Genomic DNA, 20,115 nt, shown 5'->3' on the forward strand with positions numbered 1-20,115 from the left:
GCGGGGAACCGGGCCGCGACGCCGCCGGCCAGCGCGGCGTCCTCGGCCGCCACCGCCCCGTCACCGACGTGTCGGGCGGCCCGGGCCGCCGCGGCAAGCACCGGCCAGCTGTACCGGGGGTAGTCGACGATCGCCGGATCGGTCAGGCACGCCTGCCCCGCCCGCAGCGCTTCGACCCGGTCGTCGGCCGCCAGCGCCGTCTCCAGCCGCAGCAGGTGCAGCGGAAGCCGGTTGTGCGGATGCAGGTACGGCTTGGCGAGGAAGCTCAGCGCCCGGGCGACGGTCTCGTCGGCGCGGTGATGCCCCTGCGCCAGTCGCAACACGGCCCGCAGTTGCAGCCAGTGCAGGCCGGAGACGCCCGGCGGGTCGAGCCGGGCCGCCTCGGCGCAGACCTGGTCGGCCTCCGTCCAACGGCCCAGCGCCAGCAGCGCCTCCGCCCGGTTCGAGAGCAGGTACGCCCCGGTGGAGCGGCTGATGCCGACCCGACGTGCCTCGCTCACCCCGTCGGCGGCGGCCTGCGCCGACTCGTCGTACCGGCCCAGTTCGAACAGCACGTCGGAGATGTGCACCAGCGCGCTGACCAGCGCCGGAGCTTCTCCGGCGGTACGCGCCAGCCCCTCGCAGCGGCGCAGCTCGGCCAGTCCGAGATCCACCTCCCCCTCCCGGCGTCTCAGCACCGCCAGCTGCACCAGCAGCAGTGCCCCTTCGGTGTCGGCTGCCTGCGCCGCGGTCACCACCTCGGCGGCGATCCGGGCCGCGTCGGCATGGTCGATGCGAGCCAGGTGATCGGCCAGGTCGGCGAGCAGCCGCAGTCGGTCCGGGCCGTCCGACACCCCGGACACCAGCCGGTACGCCTCCCGCAGCTCGGTCGCGCCGTCGCTCTTGCCGAGCATGGCCAGCATCCGGCCGCGCCGGTCCAGCAGCCGCGCCGCGCGCAGCGGCTGCTCACCGGTGTCCACCTCGGCCAGCGCGGCCCGGGTCAGGGTCAACGCACGCTGGTAGTCACCGGCGGTGGTTGCCGCGCTCAGCGTCTCCTCCAACAGCGCGAGGTGGTCCATGCCGAGCCGGTCGGCGGCGTCGGGCACCAGTTCCCACAGCTCCAGCACCCGTTCCAGCAGCCGGGTCTGTTCCGCGTAGGCGTACCGGTCGGCGGCGGCGCAGGCGGCCACCCGGGCGGTCACCAGGGCTCGGGGATGGTCGTGGGCGGCGTACCAGTGGTGGGCGATCTCGGCCGGCGCCCGGCCGGCGGCGACCAGGTGCGGCTGCGCCTCGATGGCGGCGGCGAACCGGGCGTGCAGCCGGGCGTGTTCGCCGGGCAGCAACTCGTCGTGGACCGCCTCACGGACCAACGCGTGACGGAACTCGTAGTCGCCGTCCGGGTCGGCGACCAGCAGCTGCGCGGCGACGGCGGCTCGCAGGGCGTCGTCCAGCTCCGCCTCGGGCAGGGCAGCGACCTCGGCGAGCAGTTGGTGTGTCAGGCGGTTGCCGCCGGCGGCGGCGATCCGCAGCACCCGCTGGGCCGGCTCGGGCAACCGGTCCACCCGGGCCAGCAGCAGATCGCGCAGCGTCTCCGGCAGCGCGGCGCAGCCGATCGGGCTGCCGGCGGCGGCGAGCTCCTCGATGAACAGGGGATTGCCCTGCGTACGGTCGTGGATGTCATCGACCGCGCGGGAAGCCGGCTCGGCACCGAGCAGCCCGGCAAGGACCGCCCCGGTTCCGTCGCGCTCCAACCGGGACAGCTCGATCCGCTCGACACCCCGGGCCCGGTCCAGCTCCGCCAGGAAGGGCCGCAACGGATGCCCCCGGTGCAGTTCGTCGGTGCGGTAGGTGCAGACCAGCAGCAGCCGCCCGGTGCGGGCCGCCCGCACCAGGAAGCCGATGAGGTCGCGGGTGGACCGGTCCGCCCAGTGCAGATCCTCGATCACCAGGATCAGTGGCTGTGCGGCGGCGAGCCGGCCGAAGAGCTGGGCGACCAGTTCGAACAGGTAGCCCCGGGGGGCGTCCGAGGGCGGTCCGGCGGCGGGCGCGGTGGCACCGGCCGGCCGGGCCAGCTCCGGCAGCAGGCGGGCGAACTCGGCGTCGTACCCGTCGAGGACGCCGGTGCCGTCGCGGCGCAGCACCGCCCGCAGCACCGCGGCGAACGGGGCGAACGGTAGGCCGGCCTCGCCGAGTTCCAGGCACTGCCCGACCAGCACGCGGGCGTCGTCGCCGACGGAGCGGCCGAACTCCTCCAGCAGGCGGGTCTTGCCGACCCCGGCCTCGCCACCGACCAGGACGGTGACCGGCTCCCCGGCGCGGGCGCGGCCAGCCGCCGCACGTAGTCGCGCCAACTCACGCTGGCGGCCGACGAGGACGGTGCTGGTGGGGCGGACGGACACGGCACCGAGCATGCCATGCCCGCCACGGCCCACCGGTCCGGCGCTCAGTGGCGTGCCTCGTCGATACGCGCCCGATGGTGCCGGCGGTGCAGCCAGCCGCGTGCCGAGCGGTGCGGCAGCGATCGGGCCAGCCGGTCCTGGGCGGCCTCGGCCCGCAGCTCCGCGGCGTGCGTACGGTAGAGGGTGAGCATGAGGTTGGCGTCGTGACCGAACATGGCGCGCTCCCTGCGATCGTCGTCAACTGGGTGACTTCGACTCTGCTCGCGAAGGTGCCGCCGGGGCATGGGCACCGCGCCTGATCTGTGCCCACTCGCCCTCCTTACGCCGGGTCGCCGGCGGCGTAGTGGGCTCGTAAGGTACTCAGCCGGCCGCGGATCAACGGTGCGGCAGGCGACCACTAGACTCGACGGCATGGCAAAGCCCCAGGAGAAGGTCTCGTTCGGCCAGCGGCTGAAGCAGATCGGGTTGGTGTTCCGGTTCACCGCCAAGCAGGACAAGTGGTTCGCCCCCTTGGCCACCGGCGCGGTGCTGATCCCGCTTGCGCTGACTGTGGTCGCGGTCGCTCTCTGGGGCTGGCTCTGGTTGCCGCTGGGCATCCTGTTCGCCCTGCTCTGCCTGCTGATCGTGCTCAACCTCCGATCGAACCGGGCGATGATGAACGCGGCCGAGGGGCAACCGGGCGCCGCCGCGCAGATCATGGAGAACGTGCGCGGTGACTGGCGGGTCTCCCCGGCGGTCAGCTCGACCACCCAGATGGACATGGTGCACCTGGTCATCGGGCGGCCCGGCGTGATCCTGCTGGCGGAGGGCAACCCGCAGCGGGTGCGCGGCCTGCTTGGCCAGGAGAAGCGTCGGCTGGCCAAGGTGATCGGCAACGCCCCGCTCTACGACTACGTCATCGGGCAGGACGAGGGCGAGCTGCCGATCCGCAAGCTGCGGATGACGCTGATGCGGCTGCCCCGCAACCTCAGCGGCAAGGACGTCAACTCGCTGGACAAGCGCCTGAAGGCGCTCACCTCCCGTCCCCAGATGCCCAAGGGCGCCATCCCCAAGAACCTCCGCCCGCCGCGCGGCGCGTCCCGCCAGATGCGCGGCCGCTGAGCCCGGCAAGCCCGCGAGCGGCCGGTCAGTGCACAGCGCGGGCCGGCCCTTCGGATGGCTCGGTGCCGCCGAGTCAGGGTGCAGGCGCGGGCTCGCGGGGAGGGCGGATCAACGCGGTGCGGGGGTGACGACCGAGCTGGTGAGGCGGTCGTGCAGGCCCCGCCGGTGCTGGTCCATCAGCAGGGCCGGGACGACCAGGGCCAGCAGCACACCCCGCAGCAGCGCCCGGAGCAGACCGATCCGGCCGCCGTCGTTCCAGTCGACGCACCGGATCCGGGTCAGGTACATGCCGGGGGTCTGGGCGAACAGGCCCAGGAAGACGCCGTACAGCAGGATCAGCACCAGCACGGGTGCCCAGGCGTCCCTCGTGGGGCTGGCGAACAGGCCCGACGCGAGCAGGCAGAGAATCCAGTCGATGACCAGCGCCCCGAACCGGCGACCCAGGTCGGCCGGGACGAAGGCGGGATCCGCGGCGGGGGGTGGCAAGGGGCTCGGCTGGGTGGTCACCCGCACGAGCCTAGTCAGCGCGGCAGCGGCCCGGTGCGGGCCCGGGGTTTCGCGGCAAACCGGACCGGTGCCGGGCGCGCCGACGCTGAGCGCTGAAAAGGACCAATCTCATCAAGCTTCATTACACTGGCACAGCCAGACCCGTTCCTCGGGTTGAGGTGTCCGGGTCAGGCGCCCGGGGTGACCGAACGCGAGGGACGTAACACGGCAGAAACACTGGAGACATGGCCGGGCAACCGCGCGGCCATAGCGTCGCCAGGAGCCTAGCCATCCGTGGACGTGCCAGGAGGACGAGTGTTCGCCAATCCCGAGGAACTCCTGCGTTACCTCAAGAACGAGGACGTGAAGTTCGTCGACGTTCGTTTCTGTGACCTGCCCGGCGTCATGCAGCACTTCAACCTGCCGGTGGAGTCCGTCGACGACGACTTCTTCACCAACGGTCTCGCTTTCGACGGTTCGTCGATCCGCGGCTTCCAGGCGATCCACGAGTCGGACATGCTCCTGCTCCCGGACGTCGCCACCGCCTTCATCGACCCGTTCCGCGCGCAGAAGACCCTCGCGCTGAACTTCTTCATCCACGACCCGTTCACCCGCGAGGCGTACTCGCGTGACCCGCGTAACGTGGCGAAGAAGGCCGAGGCCTTCCTGGCCGCCAGCGGCATCGCCGACACCGCCTACTTCGGTCCGGAGGCGGAGTTCTACATCTTCGACTCCATCCGCCACGAGACCTCCGCGCACCAGGCCTACTACTACATCGACTCGATCGAGGGCGCCTGGAACAGCGGCCGCGAGGAGGAGGGCGGCAACCGCGGCTACAAGACCGCGTACAAGGGTGGTTACTTCCCGGTGCCGCCGGTCGACCACTACGCCGACCTGCGCGACCAGATCGTTCGCCGGCTGATCGACACCGGTTTCACCGTGGAGCGCTCGCACCACGAGGTCGGCACCGCCGGCCAGGCGGAGATCAACTACAAGTTCTCCACCCTGCTGCACGCCGGTGACCAGCTCCAGCTCTTCAAGTACATCGTGAAGAACACCGCCTGGGCCGCCGGCAAGACCGCCACCTTCATGCCCAAGCCGCTCTTCGGCGACAACGGCTCCGGCATGCACACCCACCAGAGCCTCTGGCTGGGCGGCGAGCCGCTGTTCTACGACGAGACCGGCTACGCCGGCCTGTCCGACACCGCCCGCTGGTACATCGGCGGTCTACTGCACCACGCGCCGTCGCTGCTGGCCTTCACCAACCCGACGGTCAACTCGTACCGTCGCCTGGTCCCGGGCTTCGAGGCGCCGGTCAACCTGGTCTACTCGCAGCGCAACCGCTCCGCCTGCACCCGCATCCCGGTCACCGGCAGCAACCCGAAGGCCAAGCGGGTCGAGTTCCGGGTGCCGGACCCGTCGGCCAACGTCTACCTCGCCTTCTCCGCGATGCTGATGGCCGGCCTGGACGGCATCAAGAGCAAGATCGAGCCGCCGGCACCGATCGACAAGGACCTCTACGACCTCCCGCCGGAGGAGTGGGGCGACGTCAAGCAGGTGCCGGGCTCCCTGCCGGCCGTGCTGGACTCGCTGGAGGCCGACCACGACTACCTGCTCGACGGTGGCGTCTTCACCCCCGACCTGATCTCCACCTGGATCGACTGGAAGCGGGCCAACGAGGTCGACCCGGTGCGTCTGCGCCCGACCCCCCACGAGTTCGCGATGTACTTCGACTGCTGATCTCACTCAGCGACCTTCGGGCCGGCTCCGCACCACGCGGAGTCGGCCCGCGGCGTTTCGGCCAACCCAATACCTTCGCGTCCGATACATTGAGTGCGTGGACACTCCGCTACGCGAACCCACCTTCCTGATCCTGACCGCGCTCGCCCGCGAGCCGATGCACGGCTACGCGATCATCGGCGAGGTCGCGGCCCTCTCCGACGGGCGGCTGTCGCTACGCCCCGGCACCCTCTACGGCGCGCTGGACCGGCTCACCGATGCCGGCCTGGTCGAACTCGACCGGGAGGAGACCGTCGACGGGCGGTTACGCCGCTACTACCGCCTCTCCCCCACCGGCGACGCCACGCTGGCCGCCGAGACCGCGCGGCTACGGCGCAACGTCGAGGCCGCCACCGCCCGACTGCGCACCCGGAATGCGGTGCGCCCGCTCGCCCCGCATTCCGCCGGAGGTGTGGCATGAGCACGCTGGAGCGCCGATACCGGCACCTGCTGCGGGCGTACCCGCCGAACTACCGCCAGGACCGCGGTGACGAAATCGTCGGGACGTACCTCGACCTGGCCGACCCGCGACGGCGCTGGCCCTCCCTGGCGGACGCCGCCGACCTCGTGCGGGGCGGCCTCCGTCAGCGGCTGCGGGCCGCCGGCGCCACCGACCTCATTCCCGGGGTACGCCTCGCGGCGCTGCTCGCGCTGACCACCGCCGCCTTCCTGGCCGGTTTCTGGACGCTCGTCGAGCAGAGCCCACCACCCGCCGAGGCCGGCGTGCCGGTGCTCGGCCCGTTCACGTCGACCGGCATCGTCGCCTGGCTCGCCTGGCTGTTCTCCGCGCTGCTGGTGCTCGTCACACCGGGCCGGCCGGCCCGGGTAGCCATCGCGGCGGCGGTGCTGGCCACCGTGGCGGTTCTCCTGGCGAGCCCGGTCGCGGGCCTGCCCAGACCTCCGCTGCTGGTGCTGGTGCCACAGTTCGCCCTCGGCGTGCTGGCGCTTGCCGTCGACAGTCACCTGCCGCCGGCCGCCCGGGGGCTGCCGGTCGCGGCGCTCACCGGCGGTGGCGTGGCCGCCTACGTCCTCGGGCACAGCAGCTACTGGGGCTCGTACCGGTGGACGTCCGAACAGTTGCTGCCAGCCACCGGTGCGGTGTTGCTGGTGGTCGCCCTGCTGCTCACCGTCGGGTTGGCCATGCGACGGGACTGGCGGGGTGGCTGGGCGGTGATCGCCCTGCTCACCCCGATCGGCCTGCTCAGCGTGCACATCCTGGCCGGGGCGGTGGACGGCCTCGGCGGCGCACCGCACCCGACCTACCCGACGCTTGTCGGTGCCGCTCTCGCCGTCGCGTTGCTCGGGCCGGCCGTGCTGCCGGCCGCCGTCACCCTGCGCCGCCGCATCGGCGGCGACAGTCCCAGCGAGCCCTGTCCCACCTGTGGCGCCCGCCGCTGACCGGGCCCCCGCCGCCGTCCGGCACCCTGCCGTGACCAGCCGGTCCGCCAGCCCGTCAACTGACCACCAGACAGAGCCCCGCAACCCCAACCGCAGCGGCCCACACGGAGCCCCGGCGACCGTGGCAGTGCAGGTGCATTCCGGCCGGCGTGTCGAGCAACTCTGCTGCCACGCTTCGGCCGCGCCACCGCGCGCCGCAGCAGGAGACGGACGGGCGGCTCGGCTACGACTCGGTGGAGGAGGATCTGGCAGCGCCGCCGATCGGGGGTGGGGTCGATCGCCAGGGTCGGCGGCGGGACAGGAACCAGAGGACCGCAGTGATGACCAGGGCCGTCATCGCGATCGCACCCGGGGCCTTGGTCAGCCGGGCCACATTGGTGCCGTCCGGCAGAGCGAGAAACGAGGCCAGCGCACACGGCACCACGAACCAGGCGGTCCGGGTCGCCACCACCGCGAGCACCGCCAGCGGCCACGTGGCGTACCAGGGATGAAACACCGGCGCGAGCACCACAGTGGCCACCAACCCCACCCCCGCACCCGCCAGCACCACCCGCCGCCGACTCACCTCCGTAGCATCGATCATGAGGTTGGCGGCACCGGTAAGCGCTTGCCGAGGCGCTAACTTCATGATCGACGCGGCCGGGCGGCGGTTGGTGGGCGGAGGGCGGCGCAGGGTGAGGTAGGTGCGGTGCCAGAGGAGGAACAGCAGGGCGGCCAGGAGGGCCAGGCCGGCGACGCGGGTCACCGGGACCGCGTCGGGGTGACGGCCGAAGAGTTCGCCGACGTAGTCGACGAGCATGCCGATGGCGGTCGGCGGCGAGGTCCACTGCACGGTGTCGCCGCTGCGACCCAGTCCACCGAGCCAGCCGAGCCCGAGACCGGTCAGCCGCGAGAGGAACAGCAGCCCGCCGACGGCACCGACGGCCAGCAGGCCACCGTCGCGCAGCAGCGTCCGCACGACGGGCTGGCCCCGCACGGCGGCCAGCGCCGCGAACGGCAGCACCACCACGGCGGTCGCCTTCACCGACACCGCCAGTCCGAGCAACACCCCGGCCACCAGCAGCACGCCGCGCAGCCGTAGCGACCCGTGCCGGTCGGCCGCTACCAGCTGCTGACCCGACCACAGGACACCGGGCCGACGCCATCCATGGCGGGCCAGCATCAGCAGGGCGGGCAGGAGGAGGCCGAGCATCACCGCGTCGTTGTGCGCCCCGGCCACCAGGTGCACGCCGACCAGTGGGCAGGCCAGCAGCAGCCACGTCGCCCGCCGGGGCGGCACGCCGGCTGCCCGGGCCAGGCCGGGCAGGCAGGCCGCCGCCGCCAGCACGCCCGCGAGCGCCAGCAGCCGCAGCAGCGCCACCGTCCCGAACAACCCACCCCCGAGCACCACGGCCAGCGCGGCGAGCAACACGAAGAGCGGCCCGTACGGGGCCGGGGTGTCCCGCCAGACCGGCGCGACCGCCTCGACCCAGGGGCAACCGGCCGCAGCCACCCCGGTGGCGTACGGGTCACCCCCGTCGGCGTAGATCCAGCCCTGGCAGGCGTACGAGTAGACGTCCCGGCTGCCCAGCGGGGCGGTGACCAGCAGCGGCAGCGCCCACCACCCGGCGGTGACGTACGCCCACCTGGTCGACGGCGCACCGTCGCGCAGTGCCCACCAGGCACCCACCATGGCGACCGTGCCGAGCAGCCACAACGCGACGGTCGGCGGACCACCGTCGGGGGCGGTGGTGACATCGGGCAGGGCGCCACCGAGATACCCGGCCACCGCCAGCAGCAGTGCCCCCACCAGTCCGGTGTACCGGGCGACCCGGTCCCGCCTGCCCACGGTCCGAGCACCGGGATCACGGTCGAGACCCCGACCGTGCCCGAGATCCGGATCGTCACGGTCGTCGGACGCGGAGCGGGGATCGGGATGGGGACGGGTGCCGGGATCGGTCACCGGCGGTACCTCTCCTCAGGGTGCGGGGTCCAGGGACGCCCCGCCGGAACTGGCCCAGGGGGTGCCTCCAGGAAACACGCCCTAGTCGGCAGGCACCGGTTGACGGGCCGCCGCCCGGGCCTCCTTCGCCGACCGTACCAACCGGACCGCCACCACGATCACGAACAGCGTCATCAGCGGCGCGCCGACCGTCTTGGTGTAGCGGGGCAGGCCGGTGCCGTCCGCCAGCACCAGGAACGCGGCGTACACCGTCACCGCGCTGAACCACCAGGTGCGCCGCGCGGTGGCGGCGAGCAGCGCCAGCGGCCAGAACCAGTACCAGGGGTGGAACAGCGGGGCGAGCGCCACCGTCGCGGTCAACGCCAGCGCGGCGTGCCAGAGCGGTTCCCGGTGACGGGCCCGGAACCACAGCCACACCAGCAACGCCGCCAGCACCAGCACCGCGATGCCCCGGGTCACCGGCAGCGCGTCGATGTGCAGGCCGAACGGCAGCACCAGGTAGCCGACGGTCTGCCCGACGGCGGTGGGCGGCGAGGTCCAGGCGACCACCTCGTTGCCGTGCGACAGCCCGGTGATCCACCCGAGGTCCAGCCCGGCGGCGAGGGTCACGCCGAACAGCGTGGCCACGGTGCCGCCGACCATCGGCGTACCGTGGCGCAGCAGCGCGCGCAGCGAGAAGCCGCCGGTGATCGCGGCGAGCGCCGCGAACGGCACCACCACCAGCGCGGTCACCTTGATGCCGGCGGCCAGGCCGAGGACGACGCCGCCGGCCAGCAGCGGCCAGGGCCGCCCGGGGCGACTGACCACCACGGCCAGCCCGGCCACCAGCAGCCCGACCATCAGCGCGTCGTTGTGGACGCCGGAGATCAGGTGCACCCCGATCAGCGGGCTGGCCAGCGCGAGCCAGAGGGCCCGGCCGACCGGCACGCCACAGCGACGGGCCAGTACCGGCAGGCAGGCCGCCGTCAGCACGACGCCGGCCACCGCGAGCACCCGGAACAGCGCGATGCTGCCGATCAGAGAGCCCGTCGCGGCGACCACCGCGCCGGAGAGCACCACGAACAGCGGACCGTACGGTGCCGGGGTGTCCCGCCAGATGTACGACATGGTGTCCAGCCACGGGCAGGGCAGCGTCGATACGCCGTACTCGTAGGGGCTGATGCCGTTGGCGTAGCTTGCCCCCTGGCACGCGTACGCGTAGGCATCCCGGCTGCCCAGCGGCGGAGTGAACAGGAACGGCAGCGCCCACAGCCCGGCGGTGACCAGAGCCCATCGCGCCGACGGCACCCGGTCCCGCAGCGTCCACCAGGCCAGCGCCATGGCTGCGGTGCCGAACAACCACAGCCCGATGATCAGCGGTCCGTTCGGGCCCAGCCAGATCTTGACCGGGTTGGGTCGCAGATCACCGTCGGGCAGCGCACCGCCGAGGAATGCCGCCACGGCGAGCATGATCGATCCGGCCAGTCCGGTCCAGCGCACGAGGTGATGGGGCACGTCGGACATGCTGCCAGTACCGTGATCGCGGAACGGAGGTGGGCATGCGGGGCAGTCGGGTGGTGGCGCTGGCCGCCGCGGTCTCCGGGGCGCTCGGTGTGGCGTATCTCATCCTTCCGCCGATGGGTTCGGACCTGGCGGCGCAGGTGGCCCGCGCGGACTTCTTCGCCGCGCACGGCCCCACCCTGGTCGACCTGCGATGGTACGGAGGGGTCCAGCAGTTCGGCTACAGCCTGCTTGCCCAACCGGTGATGGCGCTGCTCGGCGTACGCCTCACCGGCGCGCTGGCCCTGGTCGCGGCGGCCACCGTCTTCGCAGCGCTGTTGGTCCGTACCCAGGTGCCCCGGCCGCTGCTCGGCAGCCTGGTCGGAGTGGTCACCATCGCCGGCAATCTGGTCTCCGGCCGGGTGACCTACGGCCTTGGAGTTGCCTTCGGCCTCACCGCCCTGCTCGCCCTCACCTGGCACGGGTCGGGTGCCAGCTCGTGCCGAAGCGATGCTGCCGCCTCTGCTGGCCAAGCGAACCGAGCCGGGGGAGACAGCGTCCGTCCGAGCGCAGCTGGCGGCTGGCGACCGCTCGCACTGGCCGGAGCGGCGGCGCTGCTGGCGTCGGCGACCAGCCCGGTGGCCGGGCTGTTCGTCGGTCTCGCCGGGGTCGCGCTGCTGCTGTCCCGCCGGTACTCCGACGGGCTGACGATCGCGGTCTCTGCGGCCCTGCCGCTGGGCGTGACGGCGTTGCTGTTCGGCGACGGCGGTTGGATGAACATCAGTCGTACCGACACGGTCCGGGCGATGGTGACGGCGCTGTTGGTAGCCGCTCTGATCGCCCATCGATCGGTGCGGGTCGGCGCCCTGCTGGCTGCGGTCGGCGTGGTAACGGCAGCGCTGGTGCACACGCCGGTCGGGCTGAACGCCACCCGGCTGACAACCATGTTCGCGCTACCCGTCCTGGCCGCAGCGGCCCGACCACCCGCCTGGCTGGCCCGACCCATGCGATCTGGAAGTCCGAGTGATGACGCTCTGAAGCCCTCCCTCAGCGGTGCAGGCCATTCGGAAGCCGGACCGTCCGGGGGCGGCGACGCGCCGGCCAGCAGGCTGGGCACGTCCTCCTGGCGGTCCCGGCTACTCAAGCCCATAGTGCTGGCCGCATTGCTGGCAGCGGTGTGCTGGTGGCAGCCGCCGGTGGTACCCGCCGATCTACGCAGCATCGGCGACCAGACCAGTGATCCGAGCTATTTCGCACCGCTGCGCGCCGAAATAGGCCGTCGCGGACTCAACGGTCGGTTGGAGGTGCCGCCCACCCGCAATTACTGGGAGGCCGCCAGACTTGGCGACATCCCATTGGCACGGGGTTGGTTGCGGCAGGCGGACATCGACCGGAACCCGCTGTTCTTCACCACCGTGCCCGGCGCACGCGGTACCGGCGTTCCGCTCACGGCGGAGAACTACCGAGCGTGGCTTGCCGAGAACGCGGTGCAGTACGTGGCGGTGCCGGACGCACCGTTGTCCTGGGTGGGTCGGGCTGAGGCCGAGTTGGTCACTGGCGGTTTGCCGTACCTCACCGAAATCTGGTCGGACCAGCACTGGCGGCTGTACGGCGTGGCCGATCCGACTCCGCTGGTCGCCGCTCCTGGCGAGTTGCTCCGCGAAGACGCCAACTCGGTCACGTTCCGCGCCGTCGAGGCGGGCGTTGTACTAGTCCGCATCCGCCACAACAGATGGCTGACGGTAACGGACGGCGCGACCCTCGCAGCCCACGAGCGATGGACCGCCGTGACGGTCCCAAGGGCGGGTACGTACACGCTCGCCGGATGATCGCCAGAAGCACGGTTGACCGTGCCACACCTCACGCAGCCGCATTACCACAAAATCATTCGCAGACCATAGTTGATGAATGAAGAGATCAAACACATTTCTACGCTTCGAAGTGGCGACGACCACCTGAGGCACCCCATCTACAGCAAGCAAGGCTAGGCATAACAACGGGCATCGAGGGCGACGTCGCAGCGAACTGCGGATAGGGCGAGACGAGCCAGGCAGTGCCGGGCGGCCTTGCCGAATTCCAGGTTCGGCCCGCACCGCCACATCATCTGAAGGGCGTCACATCTCCAGGACGCGTTCGGTGGCCGAGCGGGAGCGGCGGCCGGTGCGCAGGTACTCGTCGAGGAACTCGCCCGGGTCGTCGCGGCCGAGCAGCCGGACCACGCCGGCCAGTTCCACGCCGTGCCGGGGCAGTTGGTCGCCGGCGCGGCCCCGGACCAGCATCAGCGCGTTGCGGACCTGCGCGGCGAGCGTCCAGCCGGCCGTCATCGCCTCGGCGTCCGCCGGATCGACCAGGCCGGCTTCCCGGGCGGCGGCGAGCGCGTCGAGGGTACGCGTGCCCCGCAGCTGCGGGTACGCACCGGCGTGGCGCAGTTGGAGCAGCTGCACCGCCCACTCCACGTCGGCCAGGCCGCCCCGGCCGAGTTTGGTGTGGGTGGCCGGGTCGGCGCCACGGGGCAGCCGCTCGGTCTCCACCCGCACCTTGATCCGCCGGATCTCGATGATCTGCTCCCGGGTCAGCCCCTCGGCCGGGTACCGGATCGGGTCGACCATCTGCTCGAACCGGGTACCCAGGTCGGCGTCGCCGCAGACACAGCGGGCGCGCAGCAGCGCCTGCGCCTCCCACACCCGCGACCAGCGGGCGTAGTACTGCTGGTAGGCGGCGAGGCTGCGGACCAGCGGCCCCTGCCGGCCCTCGGGACGCAGGTCGGCGTCGACGCCGAGCGGCGGGTCGGGCGCGGGCATGCCGAGCAGCCGCCGTAGCTCCTCGGCGATGGCGTGCGCGGCGGCGCTGGCCGCGCTCTCGCTGCCCCCCTGCGGCGGGTCGTAGACGAAGAGCACGTCGGCGTCGGAGAGGTAGTTCGACTCGTACCCGCCGAGCCGGCCCACCCCGACCACCGCGAACGTGAGTCCCGGCATGGCCGGCTGGGTGGCCCGGGCGGTCCGCAGCGCGGCGGCGAGGGTCGCGTCGGTGACGTCGGAGAGCGCGGTGCCGACCGCCGTGACGTCGGACAGGGCGGGTGTGGCCCGGCCGCCGTCGGGACGGGCCGGGGCCAGCGAGCCGGCCCGGCTGAGCACGTCGGTGCAGGCGAGGCGGAGCAGTTCCCGGCGGCGCAGCGCGCGCACCGCCCGGGTCGCCTCGACCGGATCGCGGTGCCGGGCCGCGGCGGCGGTGAGACCGTCGAAGAGCACCTCGCGTGGGCGCGGGCTCAGCTCGCTCTCCTCGGCCAGCAGGCGCAGCGCCTCCGGCTCGCGGGTCAGCAGATCCGCGACGTACCGGGAGGAGGAGAGCACCCGGGCCAGCCGCCGGGCCACCGGCCCGGAGTCGCGCAGCAGCCGCAGGTACCAGGGGGTGCTGCCGAGGGAGTCGGAGACCTGGCGGTAGTTGAGCAGCCCCCGGTCCGGTTCGGGGGCGTCGGCGAACTCGCTGAGCAGCACCGGCAGCAGGGTGCGTTGGATGGCGGCGGTACGGCTCACCCCGCCGGTGAGGGCCTGGAGGTGACGCAACGCCCCGGCCGGGTCGGCGAAGCCGAGGATCTCCAGGCGGTTGCGGGCCGCCTGCGGGGTCAGCCGCAGCCCGTCGGCCGGTACCCGGGCCACCGACTCCAGCAGTGGCCGGTAGAGCAGCTTGGCGTGCAGTCGGCGTACCTCGGTGGCGTGGGTGACCGACTCGGCGCGGAACTCCTCGACGGCGCTGCGCCCGGGGGCGGCGGTGTAGCCGAGCGCGGTGGCGAGCCAGCGCAACGCACCGGGCTCGGTCGGCACGGTGTGGGTGCGCCGCAGGCCCTGGAGTTGCAGCCGGTGCTCGACGCTGCGCAGGAACCGGTAACCGCGCAGCAGCGCCTCGCCGTCGGCCCGGCCGACGTAACCGCCGGTGACCAGCGCGCGCAGGGCGGGGATGGTGCCGGGCGCGCGTAACGTCTCGTCGCCCCGGCCGTGCACCAGTTGCAGCAACTGCACGGCGAACTCGATGTCGCGCAGCCCGCCGGGGCCACGTTTGATCTCGCGTTCCAGTTCCTTCGGCGGGATGTGGTCGATGATCTTGCGCCGCATCGCCCGGACGTCCTCGACCGCCTCGGGGCGTTCGGCCGCCTGCCAGAGCAGCGGCGCCAGCGCGTTGATCCACTCCTGGCCGAGCGCCAGGTCGCCGGCGGCCGGACGTGCCTTGAGCAGCGCCTGGAACTCCCAGGTCCGGGCCCAGCGTCGGTAGTAGGCCAGGTGGCTCGCGAGGGTCCGTACCAGCGGCCCCCGGTTGCCCTCGGGGCGCAGGGCCGCGTCGACCGGCCAGGCGACCAGCCCGCAGATGTGGATCAGTCGGGTGGCCACGGTGGTGGCGGCGGTCAGGTCGTCGTCCTCTGCCGCCACGAAGATCACATCGACGTCGGAGACGTAGTTCAGCTCGCCGCCGCCGCACTTGCCCATCGCGACCACGCTCAGTCGCGGTTCCCGGGTGCCCTCGGGCAGCTCCGCCACGGCGATCTGGTACGCCGCCGACAGCGTGGCGTCGGCAAGTGCCGAGAGCGCGGCCATGGTCTGTTCCAGGCCGCGCCCGCCGGTCAGGTCGGCCGCCGCGACCCGCAGCAACGCCAGCCGGTACGCCCGCCGCAGCACCGCGACGGGGTTGCCCTCGCCGGCCAGGTCGAGCCGGCCGTCGGCGGTCGGGGCGAGGCCGTCCGGTTCGGTACGCAGCACCGACCACTGGTCGGGGTTGGCCACCAGGTGGTCACCGAGCGCCGAGGAGGCGCCCAGCACGGCCAGCAGCCGGCGACGCAGCCCCGGATCGTCGTGCAGCGCGGCGAGCAGGGCCGAGCCCGCTCCGATGCCGCCGCCGGCCGCAGTGGTGCCCCGACTCCCGGCGGCACCGTCACGTCCGGTGCTGCCACCGTTGCCGGCCGCACCCTCGCTCGCGGCACCCCCGCTCCCGGTGGTGCCGCCCTGGCCGGTGGGGGTCGCCGTGACGCGGCCGGGCCCCGCACCCCGCTGCCGCACCGCCGCGCCCGGGCCGACCATGCCGGTCGGACCAGCCGTCGCTCGATGCTCCGCCTCGATCAGTCGGTGCAGCTGACGCAGCGCCAGATCCGGGTCGGCGGCCCGGGACAGCGCGGTGAGCAACTCCTGGGCCTGCTCGCCGGTGGGTTCCTGCGTCTGCGCGCGCCACAGGTCGAGTCCGTCCGGTCCGAGCAGATCCGCGGCGCGGGCCCCCGCGTCGTCGTCGGTGACGCCAAAGCCGTAGCGGGCGAGCCGGCCGGTGGCGCTTGTCGACCGGCCCATCAGTGCCCGAGCAGGGGCAGGCTGCGCCGGGACCCCTCGTCCAGCTCGCCGAGGACGAGTGCGGCGAACCGTGCCGCGAACGGCTGCCAGACCTCCTCGACGTCGGCCATCACCGCATCGCACGCCGAAATCACCAACTGCGGGTCGTAGCCCAGCTCGGCCAGCAGCGCCGAGTCGGTGGCCCATTCGGTGATCATCGCGGTGTCGCACTCGATGTGGAACTGCAACCCCCAGGCCCGGTCACCGAGGCGGAACGCCTGGTGCGGATAGCGGGTGGAGGCGGCCAGCAGGGTGGCGCCGGCGGGCAGCTCGGTGATCTCGTCGGCGTGCCACTGCAACACGTCGGGGATCAACGGCACGTACCGGAAGAGCGGATCGGACTCGGCCGCGTCACGCCGGCCGACCACTGCGGGCCCGACCTCCGGCCCGGACGGGCTACGCACCACAGTGCCCGCGTGAGCGGTGGCGAGCAGCTGCGCACCGAGGCAGACGCCCAGGGTCGGCAGCCGGTGCCGCACCGCCTTGCGGAGCAGCTTCTCCACCGCCGGGAACCAGGCGGCCGCCGGCACCCCGTCGACCAGCGGGTATGCCTGCTGATCACCGCCGAGCACCACCAGGGCGGCGTATCCGTCCAGGTCGGCGGGGAGGGCCTCGCCCGCGTGCGGGCGGACCACCGCCAGCTCCAGCCCAGCCTCGGTCAGCCACTCCCCCAGCCGGCGCGGGTCGTCGGTCGGGTCGTTCTCGATCACCAACGCAGTTGCCACATCGTCGAGGCTATCCGGTCCGGCCGACCCGGCCGGCGCTAGGGATCGGCGCGGTGCCCGGCAACGTCGAAGGTTTCGCTGGCCCATCGCAGTAGGCTCTGCCGCTGTGTCCGACAGCAGCACGCCCGACGACGTCGTACGCCCACCCGCTCTGCGCCCCGGCGACACGGTGATGCTGGTGTCACCGTCCGGACCGACCCGCCCGGAACGGGTGGCCCGGGGCGTGGAGCTGCTCACCGGCTGGGGACTGCGGCCGGTGCTCGCGCCCAACGCCTACGCCCGGCAGGGCTACCTGGCGGGCGCGGACGCGCTACGGGCGGCCGACCTCGACACCGCGTTCGCCGATCCGCAGGTGCGCGGGGTGATCTGCACCCGGGGCGGGTACGGGGCGCAGCGGGTGGTGGACGCGATCGACATGGCGGCGGTACGCCGTGACCCGAAGGTGGTGGCCGGGTTCTCCGACATCACCGCGCTGCACCTGGCGCTCTGGCGGGGGGCCCGGTTGGCGGGGGTGCACGGTCCCGGGGCGGCCTGGCGCGACGAGCGCACCCCGTTGGCCTCGGCCGAGTCCCTGCACGCGGCGATGACCAGCACCGAGCCGGTCACCGTACGCGCCGTCGAGGGCGAGGAGACCTTCGGCGTACGCGTCGGGGGGCGGGCCACCGGCCGGCTGTTGGGCGGCAACCTCTGCCTGGTCGTGGCCTCGCTCGGCACCCCGGACATGCCCGACCTGAGCGGCGCGGTGCTGTTGTTGGAGGACGTGCAGGAACCGCCGTACAAGGTCGACCGGATGTTGACCCAGCTCCGCCGGGCCGGCGCGCTGGACGGGCTGGCCGGGGTGGCGGTGGGGCAGTTCACCGACTGCGCGGACGGCTGGGACACCACGGTGGCCGACGTGCTCGTCGAGTGCCTCGGCGACCTGGGCGTACCGGTGCTGGGTGGTCTGCCGATCGGTCACGGCCCCGGGCAGCTCACCGTCCCCGTCGGTACCCGGGCGACCCTCGACGCCGACGCCGGCACCCTCAGCGTGGTCGCCGCCGTCCGGTGACTCGTTGTTGGACACGTCCGGATTTCTGGTCTGGATTGCCAGCTCGCTGACAGCTTCGCCATGGTTCCCGCCCAGCCGAGCTCGTCACTGTCGGTGGCGTAATCGCATCACCGACGAGTTGGAGGACCGATGTCCCGCACGATTTCGAAGCAGCACCTGCTGTCCGGCCTGGCCGCGGCCGGGCGCAGCCCGGCCCACGACATGCGGCAAGTCGCGGTCTCCGGAGACCGTGAAGGCCCGACTTGCCGCATCCGGCGAGCCCGTGCGGGCCGGGCCGGGCCGCTCCCCGGCGGGCAGACTCGGTCCGGGTGCGGTCAGGCGATGCAGGCGCAGACGATCAGCGCCGCACCGAAGTGGCTGGCGGCGCTGACCCGGGCCACCGGGTGCGGCTCGTCGGCGCAGATGACCTCGCCGAGCTTGCCCGGGGTGATCAGGTCCAGCACGAAGAAGGCCAGCGCCATGATGCCCAGACCGATCAGCCCGAAGATCACCGTCGAGGCCAGCCCCTTGGCGAAGTCGCTGTAGCTGGTCAGGATCGCGGTGAAGACGATGCCGGCGACGCCGAGCTGATTCGCGGCGAGCAGCAGCCCGGCGTTGGTGTTGCGCCGTACCCAGATCAGGTCCCGCAGTTTGCCCGGGGTGAGCAGGTCGACCAGGACGAAGCCGGCGGCCATCAGGCCAACACCGACGACCCCGAACACCACGCTCTGCCAGGCTCCGCTGAGCAGATCCTCCAGCACCGACTGCCTCCCGACGAGTTTCCGGCCGGCGAGTGCCGGCACGGTGATCGAGACGATAGCGGCACCGGGCAACGCCCGGCAGCCCGGCGGCGGGCCGATGCCGGCAGACCCGCCCGGAGCAGCGACTAGAACGTCAGGCGGACCCGCCGCAGCGGCGGCTACAGGGACAGGTAGTGCTGGCGCTCGTAGGGAGTGACCTCGCGGCGGTACTGCTCCCACTCCGCCCGCTTGTTACGCAGGAAGAAGTCGAAGACGTGCTCGCCGAGCACCTCGGCGACCAGTTCCGAACCCGCCATCACGTCGATCGCCTCGGACAGGTTCTCCGGCAGCTGTTCGTACCCCATCGCGCGCCGCTCGGCGCCGGTCAGCGCCCACACGTCGTCCTCGGCGCCCGGCGGCAGCTCGTACCCCTCCTCGATGCCCTTCATCCCGGCGCCGAGCAGCACCGCGAAGGCGAGGTACGGGTTGGCGGCCGAGTCGGGCGAGCGGATCTCCACCCGGGCCGAGTTCGGCTTGCCGTACGCCGGAACCCGGACCAGCGCGGAGCGGTTCAGGTGCCCCCAGCAGACGTGCGCCGGGCTCTCGGTGACCCGGTCCGGCAGCGCCTGCGGGAACAGCCGCTTGTACGAGTTGACCCACTGGTTGGTGACCGCGGTGTACTCCCGAGCGTGAGCCAGCAGGCCGGCGATGAACGCCCGGGCCACCTTGGACAGCTTCATCGGGTCGCTGGCGTCGTGGAACGCGTTGCGTTCCCCCTCGAACAGCGACAGGTGGGTGTGCATCCCGCTGCCCGGCTGGTCGGTGAACGGCTTGGGCATGAAGGTGGCCTGCACGCCGGTGGAGAGCGCCACCTCCTTGACCACGTGCCGGAAGGTCATGATGTTGTCGGCGGTGGTCAGCGCGTCGGCGTAGCGCAGGTCGATCTCCTGCTGGCCGGGGGCGACCTCGTGGTGGCTGAACTCCACCGAGATGCCGATCCGCTCCAGCGACAACACCGCCTGACGGCGGAAGTCCCGCGCCACGGCGTGGGTGGTGTGCTCGAAGTACCCGCCGGTGTCCACCGGCACCGGCACGGCGCCGTCCATCGGCCCGTTCTCCAGCAGGAAGAACTCGATTTCCGGGTGGGTGTAGAAGGTGAAGCCCTTCTCCGCCGCGCGGGACAACGCTCGACGCAGCACGTGGCGAGGATCGGCCCAGGACGGGCCGCCGTCGGGCAGCAGGATGTCGCAGAACATCCGGGCGCTCTCGCCGCTGACCCCGCCCTCGAACGGGAAGACCTGGAAGGTGGTCGGGTCCGGCATGGCGACCATGTCCGACTCGAAGACCCGGGCGAAGCCCTCGATGGCGGAGCCGTCGAAACCGATGCCCTCCTCGAAGGCGGCCTCCAGCTCGGCGGGGGCGACCGACACGCTCTTGAGCGTGCCGAGCACGTCGGTGAACCACAGCCGGACGAAACGGATGTCCCGCTCTTCCAGCGTACGGAGGACGAACTCCTGCTGACGGTCCACTTCCCCAACCTTCCGCGACACGCTATGTCCGCCTTGGGCCGGACTCTGCCCGACCTGACCGACCAGTCTCCACCGACCCGATTACGCAGACGTTAACCGAACTGTGGCCGTTGCGTCCTGTCCCGTCCCGACCGGCGGTCGGACCCGGGTCGGACTGCTCCACGG

The 20,115-nt window shown here is 72.5% G+C and carries 15 protein-coding genes; 6 read left to right on the top strand and 9 right to left on the bottom strand.

The genetic code is table 11. The features are described 5' to 3' along the window. Both AC2CHE_RS17755 and AC2CHE_RS17760 read right to left on the bottom strand, forming a co-directional pair. Positions 1-2,378: ATP-binding protein (locus AC2CHE_RS17755; protein WP_484506010.1), on the bottom strand; the 2,378-nt coding region annotated here is incomplete at its 3' end. 44 nt (positions 2,379-2,422) lie between these two features. Then, positions 2,423-2,593, bottom strand: a complete 171-nt coding sequence (locus AC2CHE_RS17760; RefSeq protein WP_484506011.1) for a hypothetical protein — start codon at positions 2,591-2,593, stop codon at positions 2,423-2,425. 196 nt (positions 2,594-2,789) lie between these two features. Between AC2CHE_RS17760 and AC2CHE_RS17765 the strand changes: the two genes are divergently transcribed. Then, positions 2,790-3,479, top strand: coding sequence for a DUF4191 domain-containing protein (locus AC2CHE_RS17765; RefSeq protein ID WP_484506012.1), 690 nt, complete (start codon positions 2,790-2,792; stop codon positions 3,477-3,479). 108 nt (positions 3,480-3,587) lie between these two features. Here the strand turns inward: AC2CHE_RS17765 and AC2CHE_RS17770 are convergent, their stop codons facing one another. After that, the gene (locus AC2CHE_RS17770) at positions 3,588-3,965 is read right to left on the bottom strand and encodes an RDD family protein (protein WP_484506045.1); all 378 of its coding nucleotides are present in this window, start codon (positions 3,963-3,965) and stop codon (positions 3,588-3,590) included. Positions 3,966-4,280: 315 nt separating this feature from the next. On the opposite strand from AC2CHE_RS17770, the gene glnA (AC2CHE_RS17775) reads away from it, so the two are divergent. The 3 genes from glnA (AC2CHE_RS17775) (at position 4,281) to AC2CHE_RS17785 (ending at position 7,142) form a co-directional block, all read left to right on the top strand. Continuing rightward, positions 4,281-5,705 (top strand): type I glutamate--ammonia ligase, encoded by a 1,425-nt coding sequence (gene glnA / locus AC2CHE_RS17775; protein ID WP_484506013.1) that lies wholly within the window; start codon positions 4,281-4,283, stop codon positions 5,703-5,705. Between the two features lie 97 nt (positions 5,706-5,802). Continuing rightward, complete coding sequence (locus tag AC2CHE_RS17780) at positions 5,803-6,165, top strand: PadR family transcriptional regulator (protein ID WP_484506014.1); 363 nt, start codon at positions 5,803-5,805, stop codon at positions 6,163-6,165. Continuing rightward, complete coding sequence (locus AC2CHE_RS17785) at positions 6,162-7,142, top strand: hypothetical protein (protein ID WP_484506015.1); 981 nt, start codon at positions 6,162-6,164, stop codon at positions 7,140-7,142. Before AC2CHE_RS17780 ends, AC2CHE_RS17785 begins: the two co-directional genes overlap by 4 nt. A gap of 223 nt (positions 7,143-7,365) precedes the next feature. Here AC2CHE_RS17785 and mptB (AC2CHE_RS17790) read toward each other — a convergent pair whose 3' ends face one another. Both mptB (AC2CHE_RS17790) and mptB (AC2CHE_RS17795) read right to left on the bottom strand, forming a co-directional pair. Further along, positions 7,366-8,970, bottom strand: coding sequence for a polyprenol phosphomannose-dependent alpha 1,6 mannosyltransferase MptB (gene mptB, locus AC2CHE_RS17790; protein ID WP_484506046.1), 1,605 nt, complete (start codon positions 8,968-8,970; stop codon positions 7,366-7,368). Positions 8,971-9,165: 195 nt separating this feature from the next. After that, on the bottom strand, positions 9,166-10,578 hold the full coding sequence (gene mptB, locus AC2CHE_RS17795; RefSeq protein ID WP_484506016.1) for a polyprenol phosphomannose-dependent alpha 1,6 mannosyltransferase MptB: 1,413 nt from the start codon (positions 10,576-10,578) through the stop codon (positions 9,166-9,168). A gap of 44 nt (positions 10,579-10,622) precedes the next feature. On the opposite strand from mptB (AC2CHE_RS17795), the gene AC2CHE_RS17800 reads away from it, so the two are divergent. Then, positions 10,623-12,392, top strand: coding sequence for a hypothetical protein (locus tag AC2CHE_RS17800; protein WP_484506017.1), 1,770 nt, complete (start codon positions 10,623-10,625; stop codon positions 12,390-12,392). A gap of 285 nt (positions 12,393-12,677) precedes the next feature. Here AC2CHE_RS17800 and AC2CHE_RS17805 read toward each other — a convergent pair whose 3' ends face one another. Continuing rightward, positions 12,678-15,890: a bifunctional [glutamine synthetase] adenylyltransferase/[glutamine synthetase]-adenylyl-L-tyrosine phosphorylase gene (locus AC2CHE_RS17805; RefSeq protein ID WP_484506018.1), complete on the bottom strand. Its 3,213-nt coding sequence runs from the start codon at positions 15,888-15,890 to the stop codon at positions 12,678-12,680. Beyond that, a complete protein-coding gene (locus AC2CHE_RS17810; protein WP_484506019.1) occupies positions 15,890-16,654 on the bottom strand; it encodes a type 1 glutamine amidotransferase in 765 nt (254 codons plus the stop codon). Before AC2CHE_RS17810 ends, AC2CHE_RS17805 begins: the two co-directional genes overlap by 1 nt. Positions 16,655-16,826: 172 nt before the next feature. Between AC2CHE_RS17810 and AC2CHE_RS17815 the strand changes: the two genes are divergently transcribed. After that, positions 16,827-17,702 (top strand): S66 peptidase family protein, encoded by an 876-nt coding sequence (locus tag AC2CHE_RS17815; protein WP_484506047.1) that lies wholly within the window; start codon positions 16,827-16,829, stop codon positions 17,700-17,702. A 314-nt stretch (positions 17,703-18,016) separates the two neighbouring features. On the opposite strand, the gene AC2CHE_RS17820 is transcribed toward AC2CHE_RS17815, so the two are convergent. Both AC2CHE_RS17820 and glnA (AC2CHE_RS17825) read right to left on the bottom strand, forming a co-directional pair. Continuing rightward, positions 18,017-18,442 (bottom strand): DUF350 domain-containing protein, encoded by a 426-nt coding sequence (locus tag AC2CHE_RS17820; RefSeq protein ID WP_484506048.1) that lies wholly within the window; start codon positions 18,440-18,442, stop codon positions 18,017-18,019. A 158-nt stretch (positions 18,443-18,600) separates the two neighbouring features. Beyond that, positions 18,601-19,950 carry a type I glutamate--ammonia ligase gene (glnA, locus tag AC2CHE_RS17825; protein ID WP_484506020.1) on the bottom strand — a complete coding sequence of 450 codons (1,350 nt, stop codon included), beginning with the start codon at positions 19,948-19,950 and terminating at the stop codon, positions 18,601-18,603. Positions 19,951-20,115: the final 165 nt, after the last annotated feature.

It is taken from the genome of Micromonospora sp. ATLC16 (genome assembly GCF_057196645.1).

Coding starts and splice junctions, on each gene's coding strand:
- AC2CHE_RS17760 (WP_484506011.1), bottom strand. CDS start 2,593: ATGTTCGGTCACGACGCCAACCTCATGCTCACCCTCTACCGTACGCAC.
- AC2CHE_RS17765 (WP_484506012.1), top strand. CDS start 2,790: ATGGCAAAGCCCCAGGAGAAGGTCTCGTTCGGCCAGCGGCTGAAGCAG.
- AC2CHE_RS17785 (WP_484506015.1), top strand. CDS start 6,162: ATGAGCACGCTGGAGCGCCGATACCGGCACCTGCTGCGGGCGTACCCG.
- AC2CHE_RS17800 (WP_484506017.1), top strand. CDS start 10,623: ATGCGGGGCAGTCGGGTGGTGGCGCTGGCCGCCGCGGTCTCCGGGGCG.
- AC2CHE_RS17805 (WP_484506018.1), bottom strand. CDS start 15,890: ATGGGCCGGTCGACAAGCGCCACCGGCCGGCTCGCCCGCTACGGCTTT.
- AC2CHE_RS17815 (WP_484506047.1), top strand. CDS start 16,827: ATGCTGGTGTCACCGTCCGGACCGACCCGCCCGGAACGGGTGGCCCGG.